A 26,059-nucleotide genomic window follows, 5' to 3' on the forward strand; every position below is an offset into this window, starting at 1 on the left:
TGACGCCTCGGATCGCCTCAAGAGCAACTTTCGTCTTGTACTGACTGGTGAAGCTTTTGCGCTTCCGTTCACTCATTGCCTGCTCCTTTTTATCGCAGGCACCATCTTAAACTATTGTCCTGAAATTGGGGTCCACTATAACGGAAACCAGCTTTTTCGGAAGTCATGAATACAGTAAGGAGGAGCTTGTTGCTGAAATGACTTCTGCCTTCCTTTGCGGTGAATCTGGAATCATTCAATCTACCATCGACAATTCCGCCGCATATATTCAAGGATGGTTAAAGGCTCTGAAGGGGAAGGATAATAAGGGAATGGTCATTTGGGCGGCAGCACAGGCGCAAAAGGCAACAGATTTCATCTTGAATAGGAAATCGGAAGAAATAAAGGAAGCGGCATAAATCGAGAGGGGAGGGGGTAGAACCTAACCTCCCTATTTTATTGAATCATTATCTTGACTTGGAAAAAATATTTGGTATCAACATTAAAATACTCTTTTGGGGGCAGATATGGAACTCGTGCAAGGGACAGTGAAAATACTTCAAAATACAGTCAGTTTGTCAGGTGGTGGGAAAGATTCATCTGTCACAACTTCACACATATATATTTTGGAAATAAACGGAAAAACTATAAAATTTGACTTTTATGACCCAGCTATTATCAGTGACGGAGACAATATAATTGTAGTTGGCAAACAAAAAAATGGAGTCGTTGAAGCTGCAATTTATTATAATGTAACTAGAAATATAAGATACTATAACTATAGTAAAACTATATTAATTGTATCATTAATATTGTTATCAATTGGCCTTGGAATTAAAATTACCTTTGACCGTGATGAAGGTATATTATTTGGAGGTATGTTTATTGCTTTGGGATTGACGTTTGTTTACAAATATTTAACATTAAGAGAAGCAATAACTAAATTAGAGCGATATGTTAGTAATAGTATATTCTAGTCCTTCAGTCCTTCCAAATACCGTTCATGCTCCGTTTTGGTATTTGGACAGTTGACATTAAATTTATAATATAGATGTAAATCGTTCACCATTTCAAACAGTGTCCTGATTTCTACATCCTTCACATATCTATCCCCGGTGATCGTCCCTGTCTTATGTCCGAGGAGCCTTGAAATATAGGTGCTTTTCGCATGGGTATTTTCAAGAGCCGTTGCCACGTTCGCCCTCAATGAGTGAAAAGTTTTCGTCCGGTCCTCAGTCACATTTTCCCTATTGAACTTGCTGAACCACTTTACAAAGTCGTGTGAATATCCGTTTTCCCGCTTCACAAGGGCAGGGAAGAGCCGCAATCTTTCCCGCTCTTCCTTGCTTTTCGCTTGCCGGTAAATTGCCCCCACGTACTCTATGAAACCCAAACGCTCAAGGATAGGGTGAACCGGCACAAAGCGCCTACTGGCCTTGTTTTTCAGCTTCTTATCCCGCTCGTTATTTACATCAAAAAAGTAAATTTTTTCAGGTAGCCATTTGATATCCATCACGTAAAGTTGGCAAATCTCGTCTACCCGCATCCCCGAAAACAGCGCAATGAGGGGAACCCAGAACCGTTCTGGCTGTCTTTCCCTATGCCATGCCTCTCTATTCCTCAAAAGGAGATCCACGAGGGTTTGAAGCTCGTTATCCGAGTAGATGCTACGGTGTTCGCTTTCCTTCCGTTCGTCCTCTATATGCAAGCCTTCTGCAAAATTCTTTTGCATGTAGTCGAGTTGGACACCGTACTTGAAAAGACTCGATAACGTAGTCAAGTATTTATTGGTGGTGCTTACCGATCTTTCCGCACGTAAACTAGTCCTGAAATTTACGATGTCCTGCCGTGTAAAATGGTTTACAGGTTTTTTTCTGCCAAGCATGTCAGCAATTTTCCCAAAAATCCCGCTGTACTCCATTTGGGTTTTTTCGGTCCATTTAACCGACTTTTCGGCAACATATTCTTTTATGAGTTGTTCGAGTGACTTGCTGGGTTTTGAACTTGGTGAAGTGCCAGCAAAGGGAGCGGGAACCGGAGGGGAGTTTGTAGACGAGGATGCTTTGAATTTTTGGGTGCAGAGGAGGGCATCGACTTTTTGCCGTGCCATTTCAGCGTCCAGAGCACCGACCCGGAGAGCGACGATGATCTTGTCTAGTTCGGTGTCATAAAATGATTTTAGGGTCCGGGCCTCAGACGGGTTTTTGGTGTTCAGGGTAGTGGTGAACTCCACCAAGCTAAAAAACACGTCATCCCTGAACTTTGTGGGAACCCGACGCCGGTAGTGAAATTTTCCGTTTCTATTCTTCATACGCCTAGCAAGAAACATAAAAAGCCGCTTTCTGTCCACAAAATTTGTGGTACAAAAAGCGGCTTTTTTCTGTCTCACCCTTAAAAGCTCAAATATTTTAAGGATTTGTAACTTGTGGTGCCGAAGACTGGACTCGAACCAGCACACGGTTGCCCGCACAAGAACCTGAATCTTGCGTGTCTACCAATTCCACCACTTCGGCGTTAGGGCTTCAATCTATAGCATCGGCGTTGATTGATTGCAAGAATTTTTTGACGTCTCATGCGTCGTGAGCGTCATTTTCACTTCTCTACGCGGCTCTGCTCGGCGGGCGTATGGGAAGATGTTTCACGGAGCAGGTCGAAGAGCCGCTGGAAATCGAAGGGTTTGCTGAATACTTCACGAATGCCGGCGGCTGCAGCCCGTTCGGTAATGCCGGGGTAGAGGTGTCCGGTACCCATGAATATTGTCAGTTCCGGCCAAAGACGTCGGGCATGGTTGGCCAGTTCGAATCCACTCATACCCGGCATGTTCTGGTCGGTGAGCAGTACAGAATATGGGCGTTCCGCAAGCAGTTCCAGCGCCTGTTCGCCACTTTCCGCGCAGGTCACCTCAAACCCCTCATTTTCAAACGCCAGTTTTACGAAGAAGAGAATGTCACGGTCGTCGTCCACCACAAGTATGCGTCCGTGTGGGCCCGCTAGGGGCTCGTCTCCGGCCTTTTCCATCCTGCACGCCTCCTTTGACGGGTTTGTTGTTCCTGCTATGCGGATTCGATAAATAAGACAAATAGACATTATTGTCAATGTAAAATACTACAAATAGTCATATTGTGAATCGCGTTGACACGTGGGTGCTGAAAGGGGTATACCAAATTGGCTATTGGGGCGTATAAATCCGCGCCCGATCAGTAATTCACCGGAATATATCCCGTGGCACAGGAAATAGTGGGGAGTTGTCGTTGAACAGTGATATCGGTCGAACGCTGAAGAAGCTGAGAAGTAACCGGGGGTTGACACAGAAGGAGCTGGCTGCCCGGGTGAGCGGTGGTCTCGACTATACGTACATTGGGAAGATCGAGAGGGGAGAACAGCTTCCGTCCCTGAAAATCCTGATGGGACTCAGCGAGGCGCTTGGGGTGACGGTCTGTCATTTTTTCCAGGATGAGGCGCCTGCAGAGATCGGCCGACTTCGTGTAGCCGGCGCCGACGGCAAGTCGTCGGAGTTACATAAGGAACTGCGGCAGCTCCACCCCGATGATATCCCCCTCCTGGTGGAGATCGTCAAAGCACTGAACCGCCACCGCAAATTCGACCGGAAAAGATATCAGGCTGCCTCCGAAGCCCTCCCTTTTGCTGCAGAGGATGGCCCCACCTACGAGAAGCCATAGAGCGCTCCCCCATGACAACCCTTCATTCCTCAACCGAATCCAAAAGCCGTGAGCGCCTCGACAAGCTCCTGGTGGACCGGGGACTTGTCCAGTCCCGGGAGCGCGCCCGTGCCCTCATCATGGCCGGCCAGGTTGTGGTGAACGACCACTTGGCCGACAAGGCGGGCACCAAGGTTTCGGCTGATGCGGACATCCGCCTCAAGGGGGAGGATATCCCCTTCGTGAGTCGCGGGGGTCTCAAGCTCGCCCGGGCCCTCGACGAGTTCGGGCTCGATGTTGCGGAAATGGTCGCCATCGACGTGGGAGCCTCCACCGGCGGTTTTACCGACTGCCTCCTCCAGCGGGGAGCCCGTAAGGTCTACGCCGTTGACGTGGGGTATGGCCAGCTCGCCTGGAAGCTCCGCCAGGACTGCCGGGTAGTGAATCTTGAAAAGACCAATATCCGCTATCTGGAGCCGGAAGCCCTTGCCGAGTCCCCTGACCTGGCAGTCATCGACGCCTCGTTCATCTCCCTCGACAAAGTGCTGCCGCCGACGCTTCGCCTCGTCCGCGACGGTGGCGCCGTTGTTGCCCTCATCAAGCCGCAGTTTGAAGTGGGGAAGGGGGAAGTGGGGAAGGGGGGGGTCGTGCGGGACGAGAACAAGCACCGTGACGTGGTGGCGAACGTCGTTGCCCTGGCCGAGTCGCTCGGGCTTGAGGTGTGTGGAGTGACCGAATCGCCGATCCTCGGGCCGAAAGGTAACCGGGAATTTCTGATCCATCTCAGGAAACCATGACCATCCGCATCCTTCATACCGCCGACCTCCATCTGGGCGCCCCCCTCAAGAACTTCGGGGACTTGGCCTGGGAGCGCCGGCGGGATTTCCTCAAGACCTTCGACCGGATCATCACCCTTGCCATCAAGCGCGAGGTGGACTGCCTCCTGGTGGCCGGCGATCTCTTCGATGCCACCCAGGTTGACGCTGAAACCGTGGGGCGTGTTCAGGACGGCTTCGAGCGTCTGGTGGGGCGCGGCATCCGCGTTATTCTCATCCCCGGCACCCACGACAACGTGGTGTCTGCCGAGAGCGTCTACAACCGCTATCCCTTTGCCGGCGTCCACATCCTGAAGGATCCCGTGGTGACCGAGCCCCTTGCGCTGGAGATCAGGGGGACGACGGTCAGTTTCTACGGGTTCGCCTTTCGCTCTGACCGTTCCCGGGAGGCTTTGGAGTCGATGCGCCGTCGGGATGCCGGGGGGCTTCACGTGGGGCTGCTCCACGGTTCCCTCAAGGGGAGCCCCGAGTGGGAGATGCGGAAGAAGGACATTCCTTTCACTGTGGCGGAGCTGGCGGCCCTGGAGCTCGACTACGTTGCACTCGGCCACTATCACAGCGTCGGATGCCTTGAGGAGCAGGGACGGGTCGTTGCCTGCTATCCCGGCTCCCCCGAGGGGAAGAAGTTCGGTGAGAACGGAGAGCGCCACGTCCTCATCGTCGAGGTGGGGGAGGGTGTTGCGACGGTTGAAAAGGTCCCGGTGCAGACCCGGATCGTGGACGAGCGGGTGGTTGACGCCTCCCTTTTCCCCGAGCCAGATGCCCTGGAGGGGGAGTTGGCGCGACTCGCCTCCTCTGACCTGATTGCCCGCGTTCGGCTTGTCGGGACGGTTGAGGATCCCCTCGATACGGCCAATCTGGTCGGCCGGCTCCAGGGAAAGTACGCCTGGCTTGAGCTTGTGGACGAAACCGATCTCTACAACAGTGACCACGTGAAGCGGATGGAGCGGGAAGACTCGATCCGGGGGCTCTTTATCCGCAAGGTTCACGAGCGATTCGGGAAAGCGGAATCCGAGACAGAACGGGAGCTTTGCCGCGAGGCCCTCAAGCTTGTCATGGGCCGATTCGTCCGGGGAGGGGGGAACTGATGCTCTGGATAACCTCAGTGCAGCTCCCCGCCTTTGGCCGTTTCCGGGGGGCGGAATTCACCCTCCGGCCGGGCATGAACCTCCTCTATGGCAAGAATGAAGCGGGCAAATCGACAATTCTGGCTGCCATCGCCGGAACCATCTTCGGTTTCCGCAAGGAGAGGGATCGCTTCGTCCCCTGGGACGGAGGAGAGCGCTGCGAGGCGCGGGTGAGTTTCGCCTACGACGGCCGGGAGATGACCATCGCCCGCGACTTTCTGACCGATCGGGTTCAGGCGGTGGAGCGACGGGGGGAGGAACTCCTGTGGCGTTTCGAGGGAAAGGTTTCGGCTGCGGGGCGCAGCAGCGAGCGGGAGGAGTACCTGGCGAAGATTGAAGATATCTGGGGCTTCGCCGAGGGTGACATCTTCCGCAATTCGGTCTACGTGGGGCAGCGGGACCTGAAGATTGATGGAGATGGGGCACTCACAACCCGGATCAAGCAACTCCTTTCGGGTTTTGCCGAGAGGGACTACGACGCGGTGGTGGTGAGTCTCGAAAGAGAGCTGTTCGAGTTGACCAGACGCCCCGGCGGGCGGTCCAAGGATCGCGAACTGGAGGAGGTCCGCGCCCGGATGACCGAGCTTGCCGAGGCGTGGCGAGCGGCGAGCCGGACACTGGAGGAGGTCGGGAAGATCGAAGCTGAGCTGGCGGAACTGCGGGGCTTCATCGATGCAAGTAAGGCTGACCTGGAGAGGGGGGAAAAGTACCTCCAGCGGGTGAAAAAATACCACGAGTCTGCGGTCCGGGAGGCTGCGCTCCGCAAGGAGTTCGATCGCGTCCAGTCGGAGCGGGAGAAGGTTGAGGCCCTGGTGGCGCAGCAGGAAGCCATCGAGGCGCGGCTCGCCCCCCTTGGGGATGTGGCCGGTTTGCCCGATGGGTTCGGCAAAATCATCGAGGCCTACTGCACTGCCAGCGACCGGTTGGACCAGATGGAAGAGGAAATGGCCGGGCTAGACGCGTTGCCCGTTGCCGGCCGGCCGGTTTCTGTTGCGCTGCTCCTCTCTCCCCTTGTCTGTTGGGGGGTGGCGGTGGCGGCCTGGTTTCTCATGCCGGCGGCTGCCTATGTGGTTACCGGCATTACCGTGGTCGCAACCCTGGCCGTGGCGCTCTATGCCGCCAGATCGAGCAGTGCTCGGAACGCCGAGGCGTCGCGCCGCCAGGGAAGGATCGACGGTCTCTCCGCCGAGATTGGTCGGCTGCGGGACGAGACGGCTCGCCACGAAAAGACGCTTGCCGCGCACCTGGGTGATGTCGACCCGGCCAGCGCCCGGGGGATTCTTGGGGAGTTGGAGCGTGCCGAGGAGATCATGGACGAGCATGACCAGGTGATGAGCGCCCTCCGGGTTCTGTCTCCCCTGGACGAACTCAAGTCCCAGGGGGCGGAGCTTGTCAGGGAACTGGCCGTGGTTCGGGAAGCCGTTGAGAGCACGGTCGGCAAGGGATTTCAGGTTATGACCCATGAGGAGTTCGCTGCGGCCGAGGAAAAGATGCAGCGACTTGCGGGGGAGGTAAACGAGAAGAAGCGGGTCGCCCTCGTCAAGGAGCAGGAGTTGGCGCTGCTCCGCGTGGGGGGACTCGACCTGGAGGCCATCGCCGAGGAAGGGGAGGAGCTCAAGTCCCGGGAGGAACGGCTCGTGCGGCGTACCGGTGCGCTGCGGCTCGCCGTGGAGCTTCTGCGGGAGACCCTCGACGAATACCGGGCCACGTACCTGGCGCGTCTCTCCACCGAGATCAACGGCAAGCTCTTCAATCTTACCGCCGGGCGGTACCGGGAAGCCCGGCTCGACGACGGCTTCAACCTCACCATCGGCGCCGACAGCGGACTCCGTCCGGCGGAAGCCTACAGCTGCGGCGTTCAGGATCAGGCCTACCTCGCCTCGCGGCTCGCCCTGGGCGGCATCCTTTCCCGGGGGAGAAAATTGCCTTTCCTTCTCGACGACCCTTTGGTAAATTTTGATGACGAGCGGAAAACCGCTGCTCTTACGACACTTAACCTCATCGCTTCCGGGCACCAGGTCATTCTCTTTGTCCATGATGAACGCTATCTCCGGCTCAAGGGGGCCGACCTCTGGCACCGGATCCGGATCGACGCGAAAGGAAAACCTGATGGACAACTGCATCTTCTGTAAGATCATCGAAGGGGTCATTCCCGCCAGGAAGGTCTACGAGGACGACGACCTCGTCGCCATTGAAGACATCAACCCGGTTGCACCGCACCATCTTCTTCTCATACCGCGGAAGCACATCGTGAATGCCCTTGACCTTACCGCTGAGGATGATGCCCTGGTGGGCCGCGTTTATCGGGTGGCCGCAGCCATTGCCCGGGAGCGTGGGGTGGACGAGCGGGGCTTCCGCATCGTCCAGAACACGAACGCCGACGCCGGTCAGTCGGTGTTCCACATCCATTTCCATCTTCTGGCGGGACGGCATCTCGGGTGGCCGCCGGGGTAGGGGGATTGCAGTCGGCTTCTCAGAATCAAGGTGACACGCGGGAGGAAACCAATAATGCGCTATTTATGCACAGTGCTGTTCCTGGCTCTGGCTGTGACGGCCCACGCCGACATTTACAAGTGGGTGGACGGGCGGGGAACGGTCAACTACACCGAAGACCTCGGCAAGGTTCCGGCAAAGTATCGCAAGAAGGTGACGGTTATTGTTGATGGAGGGCCTACGCCGGCGGAGGTAACCGAAACGGTTGTCGAGCCCGTAGGACAGGAGAAAAAGCTGGAAGCTGGGCAGAAGGATGTCGATAAGACGCCGGCCCCAAAACAAGAAAAAACGAAGACTGTTTACGGTGGCAAGGACGAGGATGCCTGGAGAGCCGAATTCAAGGAGATGAGAAGTGAAATAAAGGCCAGCGAGGCAGAGCTTGCCGCGCGCCGGACCCGGATGGCTAACCCCGGCACCATGAGTCGTGGCGAGTATCTGGGCGTCCAACGGGAAGCGAAGAGGCTTGAGGATACGTTGATAGGCCTGAACGGCAAGCTGAACGCCCTCGAAGAGAGTGCCCAGAGGGCTGGCGTACCGCTCGACGTGAGGAAGTAGCGTGAGAGAATTTGAATAAAGAAAAGCCCGGAGGATGATACCCCGGGCTTTTCTTGTAATTGACGTCCAGCGGGGATGCTTTCTCGTATTCGTCGGTAGAAACGGTCGTGAAGCCAAGCAGGACGCTCTTTTATGACCGTCGGGCCTGATCTTTCGCGGCCGTTTCCCCTTTTGGGGGCGGTTGTTACGCGCCTGACGGATGAGACGTACGCTTATTGCGCCATTCCCTGGGCGTCAATTAGTAATGTTGCTCCGGGATAACCGTATAACCGCTGGACCCTCTGACCATTGGTAAACTTTTTGTCGGGAAGGCACTTCAGGCTTCCCCTCACTGCGGGCCTGCTCACCGCGCCTGAACCCGTATTGGTGTCGTGGGTTAACCGTCAGGTCCCTCAACCGGTTGTTACCTGATTCCCAGAGCAAATGTCAAAGAACATATCCTTTTGATATCATTGTAACGCCATCATGGATTCTGTCAACAGGGGTGTAAAAATTTTCCTCTATATGCCCCCTGCTGCACAAGTCCAGTGACAGGGGGCGTTGATTGACACCATGCGGTATTATTGCTAGGGTAGGACGATTTCGCCCAGAGAGGAGCACCCATGCAGTTTCCGCACATCGATCCGGTATTCTTCCGTATCGGCCCCCTGGAGTTTCGGTGGTACGGTCTGATGTATATACTGGGGTTTATGGCTGCCTATTTCATTGTTCTCAGGAGGGTCCGGCAGCGCGCTCTCCCCCTTACAGCGGATGATGTGGCGGATGTGATCTTCAGCCTGGCGGTCGGGGTCATTCTTGGCGGGCGGTTGGGCTACGTGCTCTTTTACAATGCTTCCTACTATCTGGCCCATCCCCTGAAGGTTTTCGCCGTCTGGGAAGGGGGGATGTCGTTCCACGGGGGGCTCATCGGCGTTGTGCTGGCTGGATTCTTTGTGGCGCGAAAAAAAGGGGTCGGGTTCTTTACCCTGGCAGACCTCTGCGTGCTCACCGCCCCGGTGGGGATCGGCCTGGGAAGGCTCGGCAACTTCATAAACGGAGAACTCTACGGGCGTGTCACCGATATGCCGTGGGGGGTGATCTTTCGGGATGGAGGAGAGATGCCGCGGCATCCGTCGCAACTCTACGAGGCTATTTTAGAGGGACCGGTGCTGTTCGCGATCCTGATGGCCGTGGGGAGGAGGGAGCGCCCTGGCGGGGTGGTATTCTGGACTTTCATCGCCTTCTACGGGCTGTTCCGTTTCTTTGTCGAGTTTTTCCGGGAGCCCGACCCTCAATTGGGACTCCTGCTTGGCCCGTTTTCCATGGGGCAGTTGCTCAGTTTTCCGATGTTCCTTCTCGGTTTGACAATGGTCCTTGTCATCACGCGGAAAGGGAAAAAATCAGAGTAACTTATTTTACGCGCAGCAGCGCAGGCACTTGGTCATCTCCAGCATATTCCCGCCGTTTATCTTCTCGTATCTCACTGTATCCATCAACTGTTTGATGATAAAAATCCCCCTGCCGCGATCTTCGAGATGGTCGAAGTCGGGCGGGGGGATACTGTTGATGTTGAACCCCTGGCCGTCGTCGAAAACCCTGATGAGAAGGTCCTGGTCCGTGATGTTGATGTAGACGTGGACCATCTTGTCCGGGTCGTTGGCGTTGGCGTGCTTGATGGCGTTCACCATTGCCTCGGTGAGGACCAGGTTTATGTGGTATGCGAGCAAGTCCCTGTCGCCGTCGAAGCGGTCAAGTTCCTTGGCGATGTCCTCGCCGATCCTCCCGATAAGGCTCAGGTAGCGGGTCTGGTTCGGCACCTTGATGTCAACTTCGATCTCGTTCTTGTCCATCCCTCACACCCCTAGAAGTTTTCAAGCGCTTCCGCCGTTGAGCCGAATATCTCGAAGACCCGGTGAAGACGGGTCAGCTCGAACATGGATTTGACCTGGGGCTGCAGGCTCGAAAGCTTGAGACTCCCCTGGTGGGATATGGCATTCTTGAAACCGGAAACCAGGGCACCAAGCCCCGAACTGTCGATGAAGCGGACATCGGTAAGATCGACAAGGATATTCTTCTTTCCCACTTCGAAGAGTTCCTGCATTTTTCCCTTCAGATCATTGGAATTGTGGGCGTCGAGCCGCTCCTCCTTCACGAAGATGATCAGGATTTCATTCTTTTCTTCCGTTTTGAGATTCATGGTCCACTCCTTGATTTCAGGTCTTCCCGGAAAGAAATAACCGTCATTATGTGCCGTTTCACTTCTTATATTTTACACCAAAAGGTTACGCTCCGCTCGCATTTTCATTCATTAACCGTCAGGGCGGGAGCACCTTGAAGACGACCATGGAGATGTCGTCGTTGATGACCGACGTGGCACTGAACTTCTCCACCTCTGCGAGGATGGCCTCGATAATCTCCTCCGCCTTCCGATCATTGTGGTTGGTGAGGATGTCGCAGAGGCGTCCCGTACCGAAGAAGTCGCCCAAGGGGTTCTGGGCTTCGGTGATGCCGTCGGTGTAGAGGAGCACCACGTCCCCGTGCTGGAGGAGTATCATCTTTTCCTCGAACAGGACGTCACGCTTGACGCCAAGGATGAGGCCCTCGGCATCCAACTCCACGCAGGCCAGCTGCCCCTCGCGGAAGATGAGAGGCGGGTTGTGGCCGGCATTGGCGTAGGCGAGGATGCGATGTTCGGCGTCGTAGCGGACGTAGAACATGGTGATGAAGAGCTCGGCGGCGGAGAGATCATCGTGGAGAAGTTCATTGAGGGTCGCGAGGATCGCACCCGCGGTCTTGTCGGAGCGGGTCTGGGCCCGGAGTACGCTCCTGGTCTCAGCCATGATGAGGGCTGCCCCCACGCTGTGCCCCGAGACGTCGGCGATGACTATGTCGATGTTTTTTGTGCCGTGCAGGAAAAAGTCGTAGTAGTCCCCACCCACATGGGTTGCCGGTTTGCACCGGCCCGCGATCTCCATTTCCCGGATGATGGGAGGGCTGGAGGGGAGGAGCGAAAGCTGGATCTGCTTGGCGATCTCCATCTCCTTCACCACCCGGGCGCTCTCCAGAAGTACGCGTTCCTTCTCCTCCCGCTCCCGTTCCTTTGCGTCCATCTCCTTTACGATTCGGACAGCCTGAGCCAACTGCCCCGCCAGGCTCTCCAGCAGGTCCAGGAACGGTTCGTTGAAGAGGCCGACAATGTTCTTGGAGAAGACCGACAGAACCCCGAGGGGGGGCTCTCCCTTGCGGGCGATGGGGATGTGGGCAAAGGACTTGATCCCTTCCCGTACCATCAGTTCGCGGGAGACCTGTTTGGTGATGTACTGGGTGTCGTTGACGAACTGGATCCGATTGGCCTGGAATGCCTCGCCGATGTAGGTTTCGCTCTCGGGTTCCCAGTCCTTGCCGATGATTCCGGCGATTCCCTTGCCCCGGTAGCTCCTTACCCTCAGGATTTCCTGTTCGTCGATGAGCCTGATGACCGCCAGATCGAGCTTGAACTCCTTGAGGACAAGGGCCAGGAGATCATCCATGATGATCTGGAGGTCGAGGGTCCGGTTCATGAGCTCCGACGCCTTGAGGCGCACGTAGAGGGCCTCGCGGCTTTCGGCCAGCGACGCCTGGACCGTGCTGAAGATGTCGTAAACTGGCTCCATCCTTGATCCCAGATCCGAGAGGTAGCTCTCCACGATGGCCCCGGCGGCGGCCGCCCCCACCGACCCGGCAAGGGTCTTCTCGGTGAAGCGCTTCAACTTCGGCAGTTCGAACTCCGACACTCCCCCTTGGGCTGTGATCTCGCGGTTTCCCATGTAGTCGGCAATGGCCGAGTTTGCCTGCTTATCACCGATGAATTTCGACATGAGGTTCACGAACTGCATGATCGTGACCGGTTTCGACATCCGCTTGGTTTCCCAGGGGACACCGTTTCGCTCCTTGGTGAAGACGTCGACGAACTTCCGCACTTGGTCCCGTTCCTTGTCACTTTGAGGTAAAAGGATGGAAAGAGCCAGGTATCCCCCCACGTTGAAGAGTATGCTCCAGAAGAGGGCATGGGACCAGATGTCGAAGCCGGCAAGGCCGAAGAGTTCCGTCGGCTTGAGCAGGGCGATGCCGAAGGGCCCCTCGTCGAGAATTGCTCTTGAGAACCATCCCGACATGATGAAGGAGGGGAGGAGCAGAGTGTAGAACCAGAGGCAGAAGCCGAGGACGATGCCGGTCAGGGCACCTACCTTGTTACCCCGGCGCCAGTAGAGTCCCCCCACGAGGGCCGGACCGAACTGGGCCACCGCGGCAAAGGAAATGAGCCCCATGTTCACGAGCATGAAGGTTTCGCCCACCACCGTCTGGTAAAGGAAGCCGAGGGAGATTATCAGGGCGATGCAGAGGCGCTTCAGGTTGATGAGCATGGCCGGGAACCAGGGGCGCGGGTTCAGCCGGACCACGATCGGCATGAGAAGGTAGGTGACGAACATGGTGGAGATGGCAACCGACTCCACCATCACCATGCCGGCTGAGGCCGAGAAGCCGCCGAGGAATGCCAGCAGCGCCAGCCATGAATGGCCGCTCTGGAGCGGGAGGGAGAGAACGAAGAAATCGGCGCCGCGGGCGCCGCCGGTCTGGAGGATGCCCCCGAGGGCGATGGGGACGACAAAGAGATTGATGAGAAACATGTAGGCCGGCAGGAGCCACATGGCCTTTTTGATGTGATTCTCGTCGCTGTTCTCGATGACCATCACGTGGAACTGGCGGGGGAGGAGCATGATGGCTCCCATGGAGAGGTAGAGAGTTGTCAACCACTGGGCGTAGGTGGTTTCTCCGGGACCTCCGAGAGTGGTCAGGTGGTTGAGGAGTTCCCCCTGGGCGTCGATGCGGGCGAAGATGTCGCCAAACCCGCCGAAGAGGCCGTAGGTGACATAGATTCCCACGGCGAGGAAGGAGACCAGTTTCACGACCGACTCCACCGCAACGGCGGCCACGAGCCCCTCGTGGCGGCGCTCCGTGGCAACCAGCCGCCGGGCGCCGAAGATCATGCTGAAGACGCTCAGGATGAGGGCCGCGAAGAAATTGGTGTGCAGCGAGAGGGGGTAGTTTTTGTGGAGGAGAGGGAGCTGGATGTAGGGATAGCCGCAGATAATGTCGAAGGTGCTCGAAACCGCCTTGAGCTGCAGGGCAATGTACGGCATCACCCCGAAGATGGCGATGACGGTGATGACGGCGCCGAGCCACTGGGACTTGCCGTAGCGGGAGCTGATGAAGTCGGCGATGGAAGTGATGTTGTTCTCTTTGCTGATCCGGACGATCTTGCGCAGGAGAAACCACCAGGTGAAGGCCATGAGGGTAGGGCCGAGGTAGACGAGAAGAAAGTCGAGGCCGGTGGTGGCCGCCTTGCCGACGCTGCCGTAGAAGGTCCACGACGTGTGGTACACGGCGATGGAGAGCGCGTAGACGTAGGGGTTCGAGATGATGCTCTTTCCCTCTTCCCGCTTCCTATTGGCATAGTAGGCCACCGCGAAGAGCAGGACGATGTAGAGAAGCGATACACCGACCACCAGTTCAATACTGAGGATCAACGATGATCTCCTTCGTCGTGCTCGTCTTCAGGCTGGTCGATGGCCCTGGTGAAGAGGTAGATGACACCGATTGAAATCGCCCAACCACCCACGAAATAGAGGTAGAGTTGGGGGATGGCGAATATCCGGTTCGATTTGTTGAAAATCTCGAGGAACGGATAGTTCATCATGACGAGGCCGAGCATGAAGAAGATCACCCACGATTCCCGCAGTTTCAGGCGCTTAAGCAGGGCGACTCGGAATTTTTTCATCACGGCAGTATCTCCATGGTGCCGAGGAGCGTGTCGAGCAGTTCCGCAACCGGTTTGGACGTATCGATTCTCATGAGGCCGGCTTCGTCGTCGGTTGGGAAGTGGAACTCCTCTTTCTGGCGAAGATAAATCTCCCACCGCCCGTCCGAGGGTTCGTTGGTCTGGTTTTTCCTGATTTCCAGGCGCTGCCGTGCGGTCCCTTCCGGGCAGTTGGCGTGGATCAGGTGGAAACGGGCGGCATGGCGTACGGCCATCTGCCGGAAGATATCGCGGTCAGTGCGGCTGCGGAAGGTGGCATCGACGATGATGCTTTGACCGGCTGCCAGTGCGGTTTCGGCCCGTTCGAGCAGAGTGTCGTAGGTGCGGGCGGTGACAGTGATTGCGTAGATTCCTTCACCGTACCGGTCCCTGCGGTGCTCAGTGGGCAAAAGTCCGGCCAGCTCCTTTCTTACCACATCGGAGCTGACGATTTCCAGTCCCAGGTCAAAGGCCAGTTCCCGTGCCACGAAACTCTTGCCGGTTCCGGTGAGGCCGCAGGTCAGAATGAGCGATGGCGGGAGAGTCCGGCGGGCGATGTACCCCCGGGCAAGGCGGAAGTAGCGTCGGGCCCGCTCCCTGGCCGCCTCCTTGTCCGCCAGGGGGATCTGCGGATCGAGGAGCCGCATGCTCTCGACCTTTCCCCTGATGTAGGCCCGGTAGACCTTGTAGAAATCCAGCACCTCCGTGATGCTGTCGTCACCGGTTGTCTGTACGTACTCCTCAATGAATGGCCCACAGAAACCCCCTCTGCGGTTCACGTCGAAATCCATAAGGAGGAAGGCGATGTCGGCGGCGGTATCGCCGTAGCGAAAGCGGGTGTTGAACTCGATGCAGTCGAAGATGCAGATGCCGCCGTCATCGTTCAGGCAGATGTTCTCCATGTGGATGTCGCCGTCGCAGTCGCGGATGAAGCCGCCGGCGACACGCCGGGCAAAGGTTTCGGCATTGTCCCTGATAAAGCGGTCGACCCACCCTTCGATGAACCGAAGATCCCGGCCGCTCAGGGTGTCGCCCGCGAACTGACGGGTCTGTTGAAAGTTTTCCTCCCAGTTGGTGCGAATGGTTTCGATTTCGCCGTAGCGGTCGATCTCGTCGCTCCGCTCGGCACGGCGATGGAACTTGCCGATTACCCTGGCGATGGCTCGGATTTCATCCACGGAAACTTTCCCCAGCTTCAGAAGCCGGTCGAGCATCCGTTCCGCCGGGAGCCGCTTCATCTTGACTGCGTAGTCGATGATCCTCCCGTCGCCTGAAAATCCTGCCCCGCCGGGCGTTTCCCGTACTTCCACCACGTCCAGGTAGATGTCGGGGCAGAGGCGGCGGTTGAGGCGGACCTCTTCGTTGCAGTAGAAGCGGCGCCGGTCGAGGGTCGAGAAGTTGAGGAACCCAAAGTTCACCGGTTTTTTAATCTTGTAGGCGAAGCGATCGGTCAGAAAAATATAGGAGACATGGGTCTGGACGAGCTCCACGGACACGGTGGGGTCCGGGTAGACCGAAGGCTTCAGGAGTGACCGTACGAATCGCTGTTCCATGCCGTTCCCACAGGGCGAAATATACCATAAACAGTACCATAAACGCCGGTCTGCGCAAGGGTTTCGCTCCCTTATAATCATTTGACGGGTCAGGGTAATTGTGCTAGCTTTCTTGAGGAGTTTCGGGCGCTGATTTCCCCTGAAGAGGCCATTCAATTACGACGGAAAGCCGAGCCCCTTGCATCCACTTTCCACCCTGAAGCATCTATTCACTTCTATTACATTCGGAACAACGGAGAGTTGCGCGGCGTCAAAGCGTCTTTTTCCGCTTCTGGCAAACGCAGGCACAGGTAACTGCATGAAGAAACGTATTGTCGCCGCATTTTTCCTGACTCTCTCCTTTCTCCCGGGGTGCGCCACAAACAGCGTGGGAAAGCCGGTCCCTGCCAACGAGCACTCATTTCGTCCCACCGTAGATATCGCCGGATCGAGGGCCCTCTACATCTATTCGCTGTCGCGGCTGCGCGAGATCGAGGGGGATATGGAGGGGGCTCTCACGCTCCTGAACGGCGCCATTGAGGCTGATCCCAACTCTGCGTTTCTCCATACCGCGGCCGCTGAGATCTACCTGAAAACCGCCAAGCTCGACGATGCGCTGCGGGCCTGCGAAAATGCTATCCGCATCGATCCCGGCTTCCGACCGGCGCGGGTCATGGCGGGAACCATCCTGGCCACACTCAAGCGCGACAAGGATGCCATCGGGCATCTCAGCAAGGCCATCGAGCTCGATCCGACCAAGGAGGATGCCTATCTCCATCTGGCCGTCTCCTACGTTCGGGTCTTCGATTACGAGCAGGCGGTTAACACCCTCAAGTCCCTGGTAAAGATCAATCCTGAATCGTCACTGGGCTACTACTACCTGGGGAAGACCTACGACCAGATGAAGCTCCAGAAGGAGGCTGCCAATTACTACAAAAAGGCCATCGAGCTCAAGCCCGACTTCGAGCAGGCAATGATCGACCTGGGGATTTCCCAGGAGGGGCTCGGTCTCCATGAGGATGCCATCGCCACTTACAAACAACTGCTGGAGACAAATCCTTTCAACATGAACGTGCTCCAGCACCTGGCGCAGCTCTACCTCCAGCAGCAGCGGCTGGAGGATGCCCTGCCTCTTCTGCAGGGGATGAAGGAACGGGGTGTCGGCGGGATCGAAACCCAGCGCAAGATCGGGCTCATCTACCTGGAGCTGGAGCGCTACGACGAGGCGATTGCCGAATTCGAACAGATCCTTGCCCGGGAGCCCAATGCCCACCAGGTACGCTTCTATATCGCTAGCGCCTACGAGGACAAGGAAGAGTTCGACAAGGCAATTGAGGAGTTTGGCAAGATACCGGCAGGAACCGCCAATTACATAGAGGCCTTGGGACACATCGCCTTCATTCACCGGGACCAGGAAAGACCCGAGAAGGGGATCGAGATCCTGAAGGCGGCCATTGCCGCCCATCCCGACCAGCTGGACCTCTACCTCTATCTGGCCGGACTGTACGAATCCATGGATAAGTTTCCCGAAGGGCTCGCCGTTCTCAAGGAGGTAGAGGGTACGTTTGCCGGCGACCCGCGACTCCACTTCCGGATGGGGACCATCCTCGACAAGATGGGGAACAAGGAGGAGTCCATCGCCCGGATGAAGCGGGTCATCACCATCGCGCCCGACGATGCCCAGGCCCTCAATTATCTGGGCTACACCTACGCCGAGATGGGAATCAAGCTGGATGAGGCCCTTCAGTACCTCAAGAAGGCGGTGGAGCTTCGTCCCGACGACGGCTTCATTCTCGACAGCCTTGGATGGGTCTATTTCAAGATGAAGCGCTACGACGAGGCGGTGCCGCTCCTGGAGCGGTCGCTTAGGGTCGTGGAGGATGACCCTACCATCATGGAGCATCTGGCCGACGCCTATGCCGCCAACCGCGAGTACCGCAAGGCCCTTCAGCTTTACAAGAAGATCCTCGATGCCGATCCGGGCCGCAAGGATATCTTCGAAAAGAAGAGAAAGGTCAGGGCGGAGAGCCTGGAAAAATGACGGCACGGCTGTTCTGCTGTCTCGCAGCGCTGTTTACCCTTGTTTCGTGCAGCGGCGGCACTCCTCCCGCAGACCTTCCGCGGAGGGGAGCCGGGGCGCCTGCCCACGGTGACGCCCTGGTGGTCGGCACCATCGGCGAGCCGTCCAACCTGATCCCGCTCCTTGCCTCCGATTCCTCGTCTCATGATGTGGCGGGCAACGTCTTCAACGGACTTCTGAAGTACGACAAGAATCTGGAGTTGGTTGGGGACCTGGCGGAGTCGTGGCGCGTCTCCCCTGACGGCCTCACCATCACCTTCACCCTGCGCCGGGGGGTGAAGTGGCACGACGGCACCGAGTTCACCTCCCGCGACGCGCTTTACACCTACCGCGTCACCATCGACCCCAAGACCCCCACCGCCTATGCCGAAGACTTCAAGCAGGTGAAGACCGCCGAAGCCCCGGACCGGTACACTTTCCGCGTCACTTACGGCAAGCCCTTTGCCCCGGCCCTTGCTTCGTGGGGTGTGGGGATACTTCCGGCCCATCTCCTGGAGGGGAAGGACATCACCAAGAGCGAGCTCTCCCGTCATCCCGTGGGGACCGGCCCCTACCGCTTCAAGGAGTGGGTCGCGGGGCAGAAGCTCGTCCTTGAGGCGTTCCCGGACTACTTTGAGGGAAAGCCCTACATCGATCGCTACGTCTACCGGATCATCCCCGATACCTCCACCATGTACCTGGAGCTGAAGGCCGGCGGTCTCGACATGATGGGGCTCACGCCGGTCCAGTACGCACGGCAGACCGATACGCCCGAGTTCCGTGCCCGCTTCAACAAGTTCCGCTATCCGGCCTCGGCGTACACCTATCTGGGATACAACCTCAGCAACCCCCTCTTCGCCGACAAGCGGGTCCGCCAGGCCATCGCCTGCGCCATCAGCAAGGACGAGATCATCCACGGGGTGCTCCTGGGGCTGGGGCAGGTGGCCCACGGCCCCTTCAAGCCGGGAACCTGGGCGAACAATCCGGGGGTAAAGGATTTCGGCTACGATCCGGCCCGGGCAAAGGCCCTGCTGGCCGAGGCGGGGTGGCGCGAGACCGGTCCCGATGGTATGCTGATGAAGGACGGCAAGCCTTTCAGCTTCACCATCCTCACCAACCAGGGGAACGACCAGCGGCTCAAGACCGCCCAGATCATCCAGCGCCGTCTCGCCAAGGTGGGGATCGACGTGAAGATCCGAGTCCTGGAGTGGGCGTCGCTGCTCACCAACTTCATTGACAAGCGGAACTTCGACGCCCTCATCATGGGGTGGACCATCCCCCAGGATCCGGACATCTTCGACGTGTGGCATTCCAGCAAGACTGGGCCCAAGGAGCTCAACTTCATCGGGTTCAGGAACGCCGAGGTGGACCGGCTCATCGAAGAGGGTCGCCGGACTTTCGACCAGGAAAAACGCCAGCGCTGCTACTGGCGTATCCAGGAGATACTGACCCAGGAGCAGCCCTATACGTTTCTCTTTGTTCCCGATGCACTGCCGGCGGTGAATGCCCGCTTCCGTGGGATCGAGCCGGCGCCGGCCGGGATCATGCACAACGTCATCCGGTGGTACGTTCCCAAGGAAGAGCAGATACACTAACGCCGTCCCTAACCCTATGATCAATTATCTGGCAAAACGTTTCATCATGATGGTTCCGCTGTTGCTGGGGATTACCCTCATCTCCTTTGTGGTGATCCGCCTGGCCCCCGGGGAGCCGGTGGAGGCCATGACCGCCATGAGTCCCAAGATCTCCGCCGAGACCCGGCAGCGGCTTCGGGAGTTCTACGGCCTCGACAAGCCGCTCCACGTCCAGTACGCCACCTGGCTCAAGCAGGTGGCGACCCTCGACTTCGGCCGCTCCTTCTCTCCCGACAACCGGCCGGTGACCGACAAGATCAAGGAGCGGATTCCGGTTACCATCTCCCTCAACATCATCGCCCTGATACTGGAATTCGGCCTGGCTATTCCCATCGGCATCTTCGCCGCCACCCACCGGGACACCCTCTACGACAAGGGGATAACCCTCTTTGTCTTTCTCGGCTTTGCGGTGCCGACCTTCTGGCTGGCGCTGCTCCTCATGTACTTCTTCGGCGTGAAGCTGGGCTGGCTCCCCATCTCGGGCCTCCATTCCCTTGGCAGCGAGGCTCTTCCCCCGCTGGCCCGGTTTGCGGACCTGATAAAACATCTGATCCTTCCCGTTGCCGTGGCCACTTTCGGGAGCCTTGCGGGGCTCTCCCGCTACATGCGCTCCAATATGCTGGAGGTGATCCGCCAGGACTACATCACCACGGCCCGGGCCAAGGGGCTCACGGAGCGGGCGGTCATCTACCGGCACGCCCTGCGCAATGCGCTGCTGCCGGTCATCACGCTCCTCGGCTTCTCGCTCCCCGGCCTCATCGGTGGGAGCGTCATCTTCGAGACCATCTTCGCCATCCCCGGCATGGGGCAACTCTTTTTCCAGGGGGTCATGGCCAGGGACTATCCACTTGTCATGGGAATCCTGGTGATCGGCGCATTCCTCACGCTCATCGGCAATCTCCTGGCCGACCTCTGTTACGCTGTGGCCGATCCCCGCATCAGGCACGGGAGGGGGTAGCGATGGCCTTTCGGGAGAGCTGGTTCCATACGGTTTTCTGGAAGCGGTTCAGGGGCAACCGTTTTGCCGTTGCCGGCGGGTGCGTCGTGCTGCTCCTCTTCGGGGTGTCGCTCCTCGCCCCCCTCATCACCCCCTGGGATCCCCATGCCATTGACGCCTACCACGTGCTTCTGCCCCCTTCGGCGGACCACTGGTTCGGCACCGACGAGCTGGGGCGCGACGTCTTTACCCGGGTGATCTACGGGGCGCGGATCTCGCTCAAGGTGGGGTTCGTCTCGGTGGGGATCGCCGTGGCGATCGGGGTGGTGCTGGGCCTCGTCTCGGGCTTCTACGGAGGCATCGTCGATACCGTCATCATGCGGTTCGTGGACATCATGCTCTGTTTCCCCACCTTCTTCCTGATCCTGGCGGTGATCGCCATGCTGGAGCCGTCCATCTGGTATATCATGACGATTATCGGCCTCACCGGCTGGATGGGGGTGGCGCGGCTCGTGCGGGCCGAGGTGCTGTCGCTGCGGGAGCGGGACTTCATCCTGGCGGCCCGGGCCCTGGGTGCGTCGGATGCGCGGATCATCTTCCGCCATATCCTTCCCAACGCCCTGTCGCCGGTGCTCGTCTCTGCAACCCTCGGGGTGGCCGGGGCGATCCTCACCGAGTCGGCCCTGTCATTTCTCGGCATCGGGGTGCAGCCCCCCACGCCCAGCTGGGGAAACATCCTCACGTCGGGCAAAGACTACATCGAATTCGGGTGGTGGCTTTCCCTTTTCCCCGGCCTCGCAATCCTGGTGACGGTCCTTGCCTACAACCTGCTGGGGGAGGGGATCCGCGATGCCCTTGACCCACGGCTGAACCGCTGAAATACCTGGAGTTTACCGAGGTTACCAATGTTAGACAACAATCAACACGCACGGGAGCAGGGGGATGAACCCGTCGTCAACAAGGACGAGTTCGCCATTGTGACCGTCGATGACGAGATCAGGGCCGACGGCCTCTGCCGCTCGCTCCTTCGGCGATTCTACAATTCGCTTCTGGAGGGGGGAATGGCCCCCCAGGAGGCAACCATCCTGGCCAGCGGCGCCGATTACTACGTGCGCGATTTTCTCGTCGGCTACAAGCATCGCAGCCTCTTCGACGAGCGGCCCGGGATCGTCCGGCAGTTCGCCGGCAACTGGTACATCGTCAACACCATCGAACCCGACCTGGAGGAGCTTGCCGGACATCTTCGCGGAGTGCGTTCCTTCTACCGTTTCCTCCACGACCAGGGACTCATCGGCGGGGATTTTTCCGCCGCCATGGAACAGGAATGCGGCGAGGGGGCTTACTACGAAGGCCGCATCAGGAGCTTCTGGGAAATCGAGGGTGATGGTTACCTTGCATGGGAACGTGAATGTTCACTGAAACAGGACTGAGATCAGGGAGGAGAACCATGAGATTCGCACGACTGCTGTTGCTGCCCCTAATCGTCATCGGAATGCTGTCCGGCTGTGCCGTCAACATGGCGGACATCCACGGTTTCAACGTCATCTCCATCGAGCAGGAGAAGGAGCTCGGCAACAAGTTCGCGGTGGAGATCGAAAAGCAGTATCCGGTCTACAACGACGCCGAGGCCCAGAAGTACATCGACCGGCTGGGCCGTCGGCTCCTGACCGGAGCCCGGGAGGTGAGCTTCGACTACGTCTTCAAGGTGGTGAAGGATGACAGTGTCAACGCCTTTGCCATTCCCGGCGGTCGGCTCTATGTCCACACGGGTCTTCTCAAGGCGGCCCAGAGCGAGACGGAAGTGGCGGCGGTCATGGCCCACGAGATCAGCCATGCGGTGGCCCGGCACGGCACCCGCCAGATGACCCAGCAGTATGGCTATTCCATGGTTCTCTCCCTGGTTCTGGGACAAAACTCCAATGTGCTGACCCAGTTGGCCGGTGAGCTCTTCGGCAAGGCGGGCATGATGTCCTACAGTCGAGAGTACGAGAACCAGGCCGATTTCCTCGGGGTGGAAACCATGTCCAAGGCCGGCTACAACCCCCAGGGGATGGTCTCCTTCTTCCAGAAACTCGATGCCATGGGCAAGCAGGACTCAGGCTCACTTGCCAAGTTCTTCTCCTCCCACCCCCTCACGTCGGAACGTATCCAGCGGGTGCAGGCGGAAATCGGCAAGCTTCCCCACCGCAGCTATCCTTTGGTGGACAATACCGAACTGCAGAAGATCAAGGCTCGCCTCAAGTGATGAACGGCCGGGACGAACGCTGGGATCGGTTAGCCGGCAAGCTCGACCACCTTCTGGACCGCTTCGACCTGCTTCTGGACGGCCATGTCCCCCCGCCTCCGCCCGACGGTCAGCTCTTCGAGCGCCACCTCGCTTTCCGCTGGCGGCGGGCCGGAGAGGGAGGCGCGTTCTTGCCGGTGGAGCATCCCCACCTTCCCGACCTGAAGGATCTGGTGGGGATCGACCTTGTCCGCGATGAACTGGTCCGCAACACCGGGCAGTTCGTGGCAGGGTATCCGGCCAACAACGTCCTTCTCTGGGGAGAGAGGGGGACCGGAAAGTCCACCTGCGTGAAGGGGCTTCTCCGGCGCTTTTCCGGGGAGGGGCTCCGTCTCGTGGAGGTGCTTCGGGACGATCTCTTCACCCTGCCGGCCATCATCGGACCCCTCAGAAAGATGCCCCAGCGTTTCATCCTCTTCTGCGACGACCTCTCCTTCGGCGAAGGGGAAGGGGGATACCGTGAACTCAAGGCTCTCCTGGAGGGGGGGATTGAGGACCGGCCTGCCAATATCCTCTTCTATGCCACCTCCAACCGTCGTCACCTCCTCCCGGAGCGGATGGAGGACAACCTGGGGGGAGAGATTCATCCCGAGGAGGCGGTATCGGAAAAGCTCTCCCTGGCCGACCGCTTCGGCCTCAACCTGAGTTTTTATTCCTTCGATCAGGCCACCTACCTTGCCATCGTTGTGCGGTATGCCGAGAAGTTCGCCCTGCCCATGGACGGAGAGGCCCTCAGGCGAGAGGCGCTGCAATGGGCGCTCTTCAAGGGGAGCCGCTCCGGCAGGTCTGCGCGGCAGTTTGTTGATGACCTGACGGGGCGGTTGCGGGTGACCCTGCTGGACGGTTTGCGCTAGATGGAGAAGCAGAAGATGGCTTACACGGTGCGCAGCGCCACGGCGGCAAAGCCGGGGAGGGGAGGGGTTCGCCCGGGCTCACCGGGGCCCGACCTGACCAAGGAGCCGTGCTGAGGCCCCAAGACTCCCGCGGTCAGCGGGATCATCGATGAAAATGTCCCCGGCTTCATCCGCTGGCACGAAACTCCTGCCGGTCGGGTGCCGATCGTCTCGACTGACCTTCGGCTTACCGACCGGCTCGGCGCCTGGAAGGCCCGGTGGGGTATCGGGCGGATGTCGTATCTGGTGCCGCCAGGGCTCTACGCCGTCGGCTTCCCCGGCCCCGAAGACCCCGTGGTGGTGACCGCCAACTACAAGATGAGCTACGATCTGGTCAGGCGAGAGCTTTCGGGGCGCAGCGCCTGGCTCCTCGTCCTCGAAACCTTCGGGATCAATGTCTGGTGCGCCGCCGGCAAGGGGACCTTCGGCACCGACGAGATCGTCCGGCGGTTGAAAAAGACGGAGCTCGCCACGGTAGTGAAGCACCGGACTCTCATCCTCCCCATCCTCGGCGCCCCCGGCGTGGCCGCCCACCTGGTTGCCCGGCGGACCGGATTCAGTGTGCGCTACGCCACGATCCGCGCCGCCGACCTCCCCGAATACCTCGACAACGGCATGGTAACCACGCCTGCCATGCGCCAGCTCACTTTCACTGCGCGAGAACGGCTCATTCTAACCCCCATCGAACTGGTGGCTGCCGGGAGGTGGGCCGTGCCGGTCATGGTGCTTTTTGCGGTGCTGTCGGCCTTCTCGGGGGGAGGCTTTTCGTTCTCAACCCTTGTGCATCCCGTGGTTCTCTGCGCCGGGACTGTCCTGGTCGGCGCTGTTGCCGCGCCGGTGCTTCTTCCCTGGCTTCCGGGCAGGAGCTTTGCGGTGAAGGGGGCGGTGGCAGGCGGGTGCTGGGCTGCTCTGCTCGTCTGGGCGGGGTGGGGGACAACGGGGTGGCTTGACGCTGCGGCACTCTTTCTTGCCGTGACGGCTGTTTCTTCCTTCCTGACCCTAAATTTCACCGGCAGCACTCCCTTCACATCCCGCTCGGGGGTGAAGAAGGAGATGCGGCTTGCATTGCCAGTGATGGCGGTGTCACTGCTCGTCGGCATTTTTCTCTGGATCGCGGGACGTCTCGCCTAAGCCCGCAGGGAGCTGATGTACGTGAAAGGATTTGCCCATCTCTCCAATGTGGCCACCCTCGAACTCAACCGTGAAGCCTGCATCGGCTGCGGCATGTGCATGGCTGTCTGTCCCCATGGAGTGTTCACTCTGCAAGGCGCCAAGGCGGAGATAAGAAATTTCGATGCCTGCATGGAATGCGGCGCCTGCGCCGTCAACTGCCCCGTGGATGCCATTGGAGTCGATTCGGGGGTCGGGTGCGCATCGGGGTTGATTAATGAGTGGCTCGCAGGCATCAGCGGGAGAAGAACCGGAGGCGGTGGCTGCTGCTGAATCACTCATCTATTGAGCATTGACTTGCTGCTTGGATGGTGATAATTAAATATTTCAAAAATTCAAGCCAGTGGAGGGTTTGCGCATGAACGAGACGGGAAGAAGGGTTGCACGACTCATCATCGGTGTGGCTGTTGCCGCATCGGCAGCGGTGGCGTTTGCTTCTGGGGGAGGCGTGGGCGTCAGCGCCGATGAAGCGCTCCAGCGCCTCATGGACGGAAACAAGCACTACGTGGAAGGGCAGATGGGCGCCTGCCGCGAGAGCGACACGGCCAAGCGCGAAGGGCTGGCAAAGGGGCAGAAACCCTACGCCATCATTCTCTCCTGCTCCGATTCACGGGTTCCCCCCGAGATCGTTTTCGACAAGGCAATGGGCGAACTCTTTGTCGTGCGGGTTGCCGGCAACATCCCCGATCCCGTTGTCCTCGGGAGCATCGAGTATGCCGCCGAGCACATCGGTTCTCCCCTCATTATGGTCCTTGGTCATGAGCGGTGCGGCGCCGTGACTGCAACCGTCGATGCCAAAGGGAAAGCCCACGGGAACATCGGCTCCATCGTCAAAACCATCGCCCCGGCTGCCCAGAAGGCCCAGAAGGAAATGAAGGGCAAGCCCAAGGCAGAGATTGTCGAAGCTGCCTCCGACGCCAACGTTCAGATGGTTGCGGCCAATATCACCAAGAAGTCGCCCGTCATCGCCAAGCTCGTGAAGGAAGGCAAGATCAAGATCGTGACTGCAAAGTACGACCTGGACGACGGCAAGGTAACCCTCTTCGAGGGCAAGAAGTAGCGATAGCTTCCGTTACACGACATGCA

The 26,059-nt window shown here is 58.5% G+C and carries 26 protein-coding genes and 1 tRNA gene; 19 read left to right on the forward strand and 8 right to left on the reverse strand.

Annotated elements, in window-relative coordinates; translation table 11 throughout:
* Positions 1 to 125: 125 nt before the first annotated feature.
* Both RCH91_RS10330 and RCH91_RS10335 read left to right on the forward strand, forming a co-directional pair.
* On the forward strand, positions 126 to 398 hold the full coding sequence (locus RCH91_RS10330; RefSeq protein WP_306534799.1) for a zincin-like metallopeptidase domain-containing protein: 273 nt from the start codon (positions 126 to 128) through the stop codon (positions 396 to 398).
* A gap of 108 nt (positions 399 to 506) precedes the next feature.
* The gene (locus tag RCH91_RS10335; protein WP_306534801.1) at positions 507 to 956 is read left to right on the forward strand and encodes a hypothetical protein; all 450 of its coding nucleotides are present in this window, start codon (positions 507 to 509) and stop codon (positions 954 to 956) included.
* Here RCH91_RS10335 and RCH91_RS10340 read toward each other — a convergent pair.
* The 3 genes from RCH91_RS10340 to RCH91_RS10350 form a co-directional block, all read right to left on the reverse strand.
* On the reverse strand, positions 953 to 2,368 hold the full coding sequence (locus RCH91_RS10340) for a site-specific integrase (RefSeq protein WP_306534803.1): 1,416 nt from the start codon (positions 2,366 to 2,368) through the stop codon (positions 953 to 955). The two genes, RCH91_RS10335 and RCH91_RS10340, sit on opposite strands and share 4 nt — an antisense overlap.
* A gap of 37 nt (positions 2,369 to 2,405) precedes the next feature.
* Positions 2,406 to 2,492: transfer RNA gene (locus RCH91_RS10345), tRNA-Leu, on the reverse strand.
* A gap of 79 nt (positions 2,493 to 2,571) precedes the next feature.
* Entirely contained in the window at positions 2,572 to 2,997 is a 426-nt protein-coding gene (locus RCH91_RS10350; protein WP_306534805.1) for a response regulator, read from the reverse strand.
* A 233-nt stretch (positions 2,998 to 3,230) separates the two neighbouring features.
* Between RCH91_RS10350 and RCH91_RS10355 the strand changes: the two genes are divergently transcribed.
* The 7 genes from RCH91_RS10355 to lgt all read left to right on the forward strand — a co-directional run bounded on the left by RCH91_RS10355 (position 3,231) and on the right by lgt (position 10,037).
* Positions 3,231 to 3,659, forward strand: a complete 429-nt coding sequence (locus RCH91_RS10355; RefSeq protein ID WP_306534807.1) for a helix-turn-helix transcriptional regulator — start codon at positions 3,231 to 3,233, stop codon at positions 3,657 to 3,659.
* Between the two features lie 11 nt (positions 3,660 to 3,670).
* Complete coding sequence (locus RCH91_RS10360) at positions 3,671 to 4,435, forward strand: TlyA family RNA methyltransferase (RefSeq protein WP_306534809.1); 765 nt, start codon at positions 3,671 to 3,673, stop codon at positions 4,433 to 4,435.
* Positions 4,432 to 5,562, forward strand: a complete 1,131-nt coding sequence (locus tag RCH91_RS10365) for a DNA repair exonuclease (protein ID WP_306534811.1) — start codon at positions 4,432 to 4,434, stop codon at positions 5,560 to 5,562. Before RCH91_RS10360 ends, RCH91_RS10365 begins: the two co-directional genes overlap by 4 nt.
* Entirely contained in the window at positions 5,562 to 7,733 is a 2,172-nt protein-coding gene (locus RCH91_RS10370) for an ATP-binding protein (RefSeq protein WP_306534813.1), read from the forward strand. The genes RCH91_RS10365 and RCH91_RS10370 overlap by 1 nt, the downstream gene beginning before the upstream one ends.
* A complete protein-coding gene (locus RCH91_RS10375; protein ID WP_306534815.1) occupies positions 7,711 to 8,055 on the forward strand; it encodes a histidine triad nucleotide-binding protein in 345 nt (114 codons plus the stop codon). The genes RCH91_RS10370 and RCH91_RS10375 overlap by 23 nt, the downstream gene beginning before the upstream one ends.
* Positions 8,056 to 8,109: 54 nt before the next feature.
* A complete protein-coding gene (locus RCH91_RS10380; protein WP_306534817.1) occupies positions 8,110 to 8,649 on the forward strand; it encodes a DUF4124 domain-containing protein in 540 nt (179 codons plus the stop codon).
* Positions 8,650 to 9,251: 602 nt separating this feature from the next.
* Positions 9,252 to 10,037, forward strand: coding sequence for a prolipoprotein diacylglyceryl transferase (gene lgt, locus RCH91_RS10385; RefSeq protein ID WP_306534819.1), 786 nt, complete (start codon positions 9,252 to 9,254; stop codon positions 10,035 to 10,037).
* A gap of 6 nt (positions 10,038 to 10,043) precedes the next feature.
* On the opposite strand, the gene RCH91_RS10390 is transcribed toward lgt, so the two are convergent.
* From RCH91_RS10390 to RCH91_RS10410, 5 genes are all read right to left on the reverse strand, one after another.
* Positions 10,044 to 10,478 (reverse strand): ATP-binding protein, encoded by a 435-nt coding sequence (locus RCH91_RS10390; RefSeq protein WP_306534821.1) that lies wholly within the window; start codon positions 10,476 to 10,478, stop codon positions 10,044 to 10,046.
* Between the two features lie 11 nt (positions 10,479 to 10,489).
* Positions 10,490 to 10,825, reverse strand: coding sequence for an STAS domain-containing protein (locus RCH91_RS10395; protein ID WP_306534823.1), 336 nt, complete (start codon positions 10,823 to 10,825; stop codon positions 10,490 to 10,492).
* A 118-nt stretch (positions 10,826 to 10,943) separates the two neighbouring features.
* Positions 10,944 to 14,195, reverse strand: coding sequence for a SpoIIE family protein phosphatase (locus RCH91_RS10400; protein WP_306534825.1), 3,252 nt, complete (start codon positions 14,193 to 14,195; stop codon positions 10,944 to 10,946).
* Entirely contained in the window at positions 14,192 to 14,446 is a 255-nt protein-coding gene (locus tag RCH91_RS10405) for a hypothetical protein (RefSeq protein ID WP_306534827.1), read from the reverse strand. Before RCH91_RS10405 ends, RCH91_RS10400 begins: the two co-directional genes overlap by 4 nt.
* Positions 14,446 to 16,017 (reverse strand): AAA family ATPase, encoded by a 1,572-nt coding sequence (locus tag RCH91_RS10410; protein WP_306534829.1) that lies wholly within the window; start codon positions 16,015 to 16,017, stop codon positions 14,446 to 14,448. Before RCH91_RS10410 ends, RCH91_RS10405 begins: the two co-directional genes overlap by 1 nt.
* A gap of 298 nt (positions 16,018 to 16,315) precedes the next feature.
* On the opposite strand from RCH91_RS10410, the gene RCH91_RS10415 reads away from it, so the two are divergent.
* The 10 genes from RCH91_RS10415 to RCH91_RS10460 all read left to right on the forward strand — a co-directional run bounded on the left by RCH91_RS10415 (position 16,316) and on the right by RCH91_RS10460 (position 26,033).
* On the forward strand, positions 16,316 to 18,037 hold the full coding sequence (locus RCH91_RS10415; protein WP_306534831.1) for a tetratricopeptide repeat protein: 1,722 nt from the start codon (positions 16,316 to 16,318) through the stop codon (positions 18,035 to 18,037).
* Positions 18,034 to 19,650 (forward strand): peptide-binding protein, encoded by a 1,617-nt coding sequence (locus RCH91_RS10420; RefSeq protein WP_306534833.1) that lies wholly within the window; start codon positions 18,034 to 18,036, stop codon positions 19,648 to 19,650. The genes RCH91_RS10415 and RCH91_RS10420 overlap by 4 nt, the downstream gene beginning before the upstream one ends.
* Positions 19,651 to 19,666: 16 nt before the next feature.
* Positions 19,667 to 20,647, forward strand: a complete 981-nt coding sequence (locus RCH91_RS10425; RefSeq protein ID WP_306534835.1) for an ABC transporter permease — start codon at positions 19,667 to 19,669, stop codon at positions 20,645 to 20,647.
* A gap of 2 nt (positions 20,648 to 20,649) precedes the next feature.
* Entirely contained in the window at positions 20,650 to 21,504 is an 855-nt protein-coding gene (opp4C, locus tag RCH91_RS10430; protein ID WP_306534836.1) for an oligopeptide ABC transporter permease, read from the forward strand.
* Between the two features lie 27 nt (positions 21,505 to 21,531).
* Positions 21,532 to 22,056: a hypothetical protein gene (locus RCH91_RS10435; protein ID WP_306534838.1), complete on the forward strand. Its 525-nt coding sequence runs from the start codon at positions 21,532 to 21,534 to the stop codon at positions 22,054 to 22,056.
* 17 nt (positions 22,057 to 22,073) lie between these two features.
* Positions 22,074 to 22,871, forward strand: a complete 798-nt coding sequence (locus RCH91_RS10440) for a M48 family metallopeptidase (RefSeq protein WP_306534840.1) — start codon at positions 22,074 to 22,076, stop codon at positions 22,869 to 22,871.
* Positions 22,871 to 23,764: an ATP-binding protein gene (locus tag RCH91_RS10445; RefSeq protein WP_306534842.1), complete on the forward strand. Its 894-nt coding sequence runs from the start codon at positions 22,871 to 22,873 to the stop codon at positions 23,762 to 23,764. Before RCH91_RS10440 ends, RCH91_RS10445 begins: the two co-directional genes overlap by 1 nt.
* A gap of 93 nt (positions 23,765 to 23,857) precedes the next feature.
* Entirely contained in the window at positions 23,858 to 24,934 is a 1,077-nt protein-coding gene (gene hgcA, locus RCH91_RS10450; protein WP_373694383.1) for a mercury methylation corrinoid protein HgcA, read from the forward strand.
* 21 nt (positions 24,935 to 24,955) lie between these two features.
* Positions 24,956 to 25,246, forward strand: a complete 291-nt coding sequence (gene hgcB / locus RCH91_RS10455; RefSeq protein WP_306534843.1) for a mercury methylation ferredoxin HgcB — start codon at positions 24,956 to 24,958, stop codon at positions 25,244 to 25,246.
* Positions 25,247 to 25,331: 85 nt separating this feature from the next.
* Complete coding sequence (locus RCH91_RS10460; protein WP_306534844.1) at positions 25,332 to 26,033, forward strand: carbonic anhydrase; 702 nt, start codon at positions 25,332 to 25,334, stop codon at positions 26,031 to 26,033.
* Positions 26,034 to 26,059: the final 26 nt, after the last annotated feature.

Origin of the sequence: Geobacter sp. (assembly GCF_030834625.1) — a bacterium.
Lineage (GTDB): Bacteria > Desulfobacterota > Desulfuromonadia > Geobacterales > Geobacteraceae > Geobacter.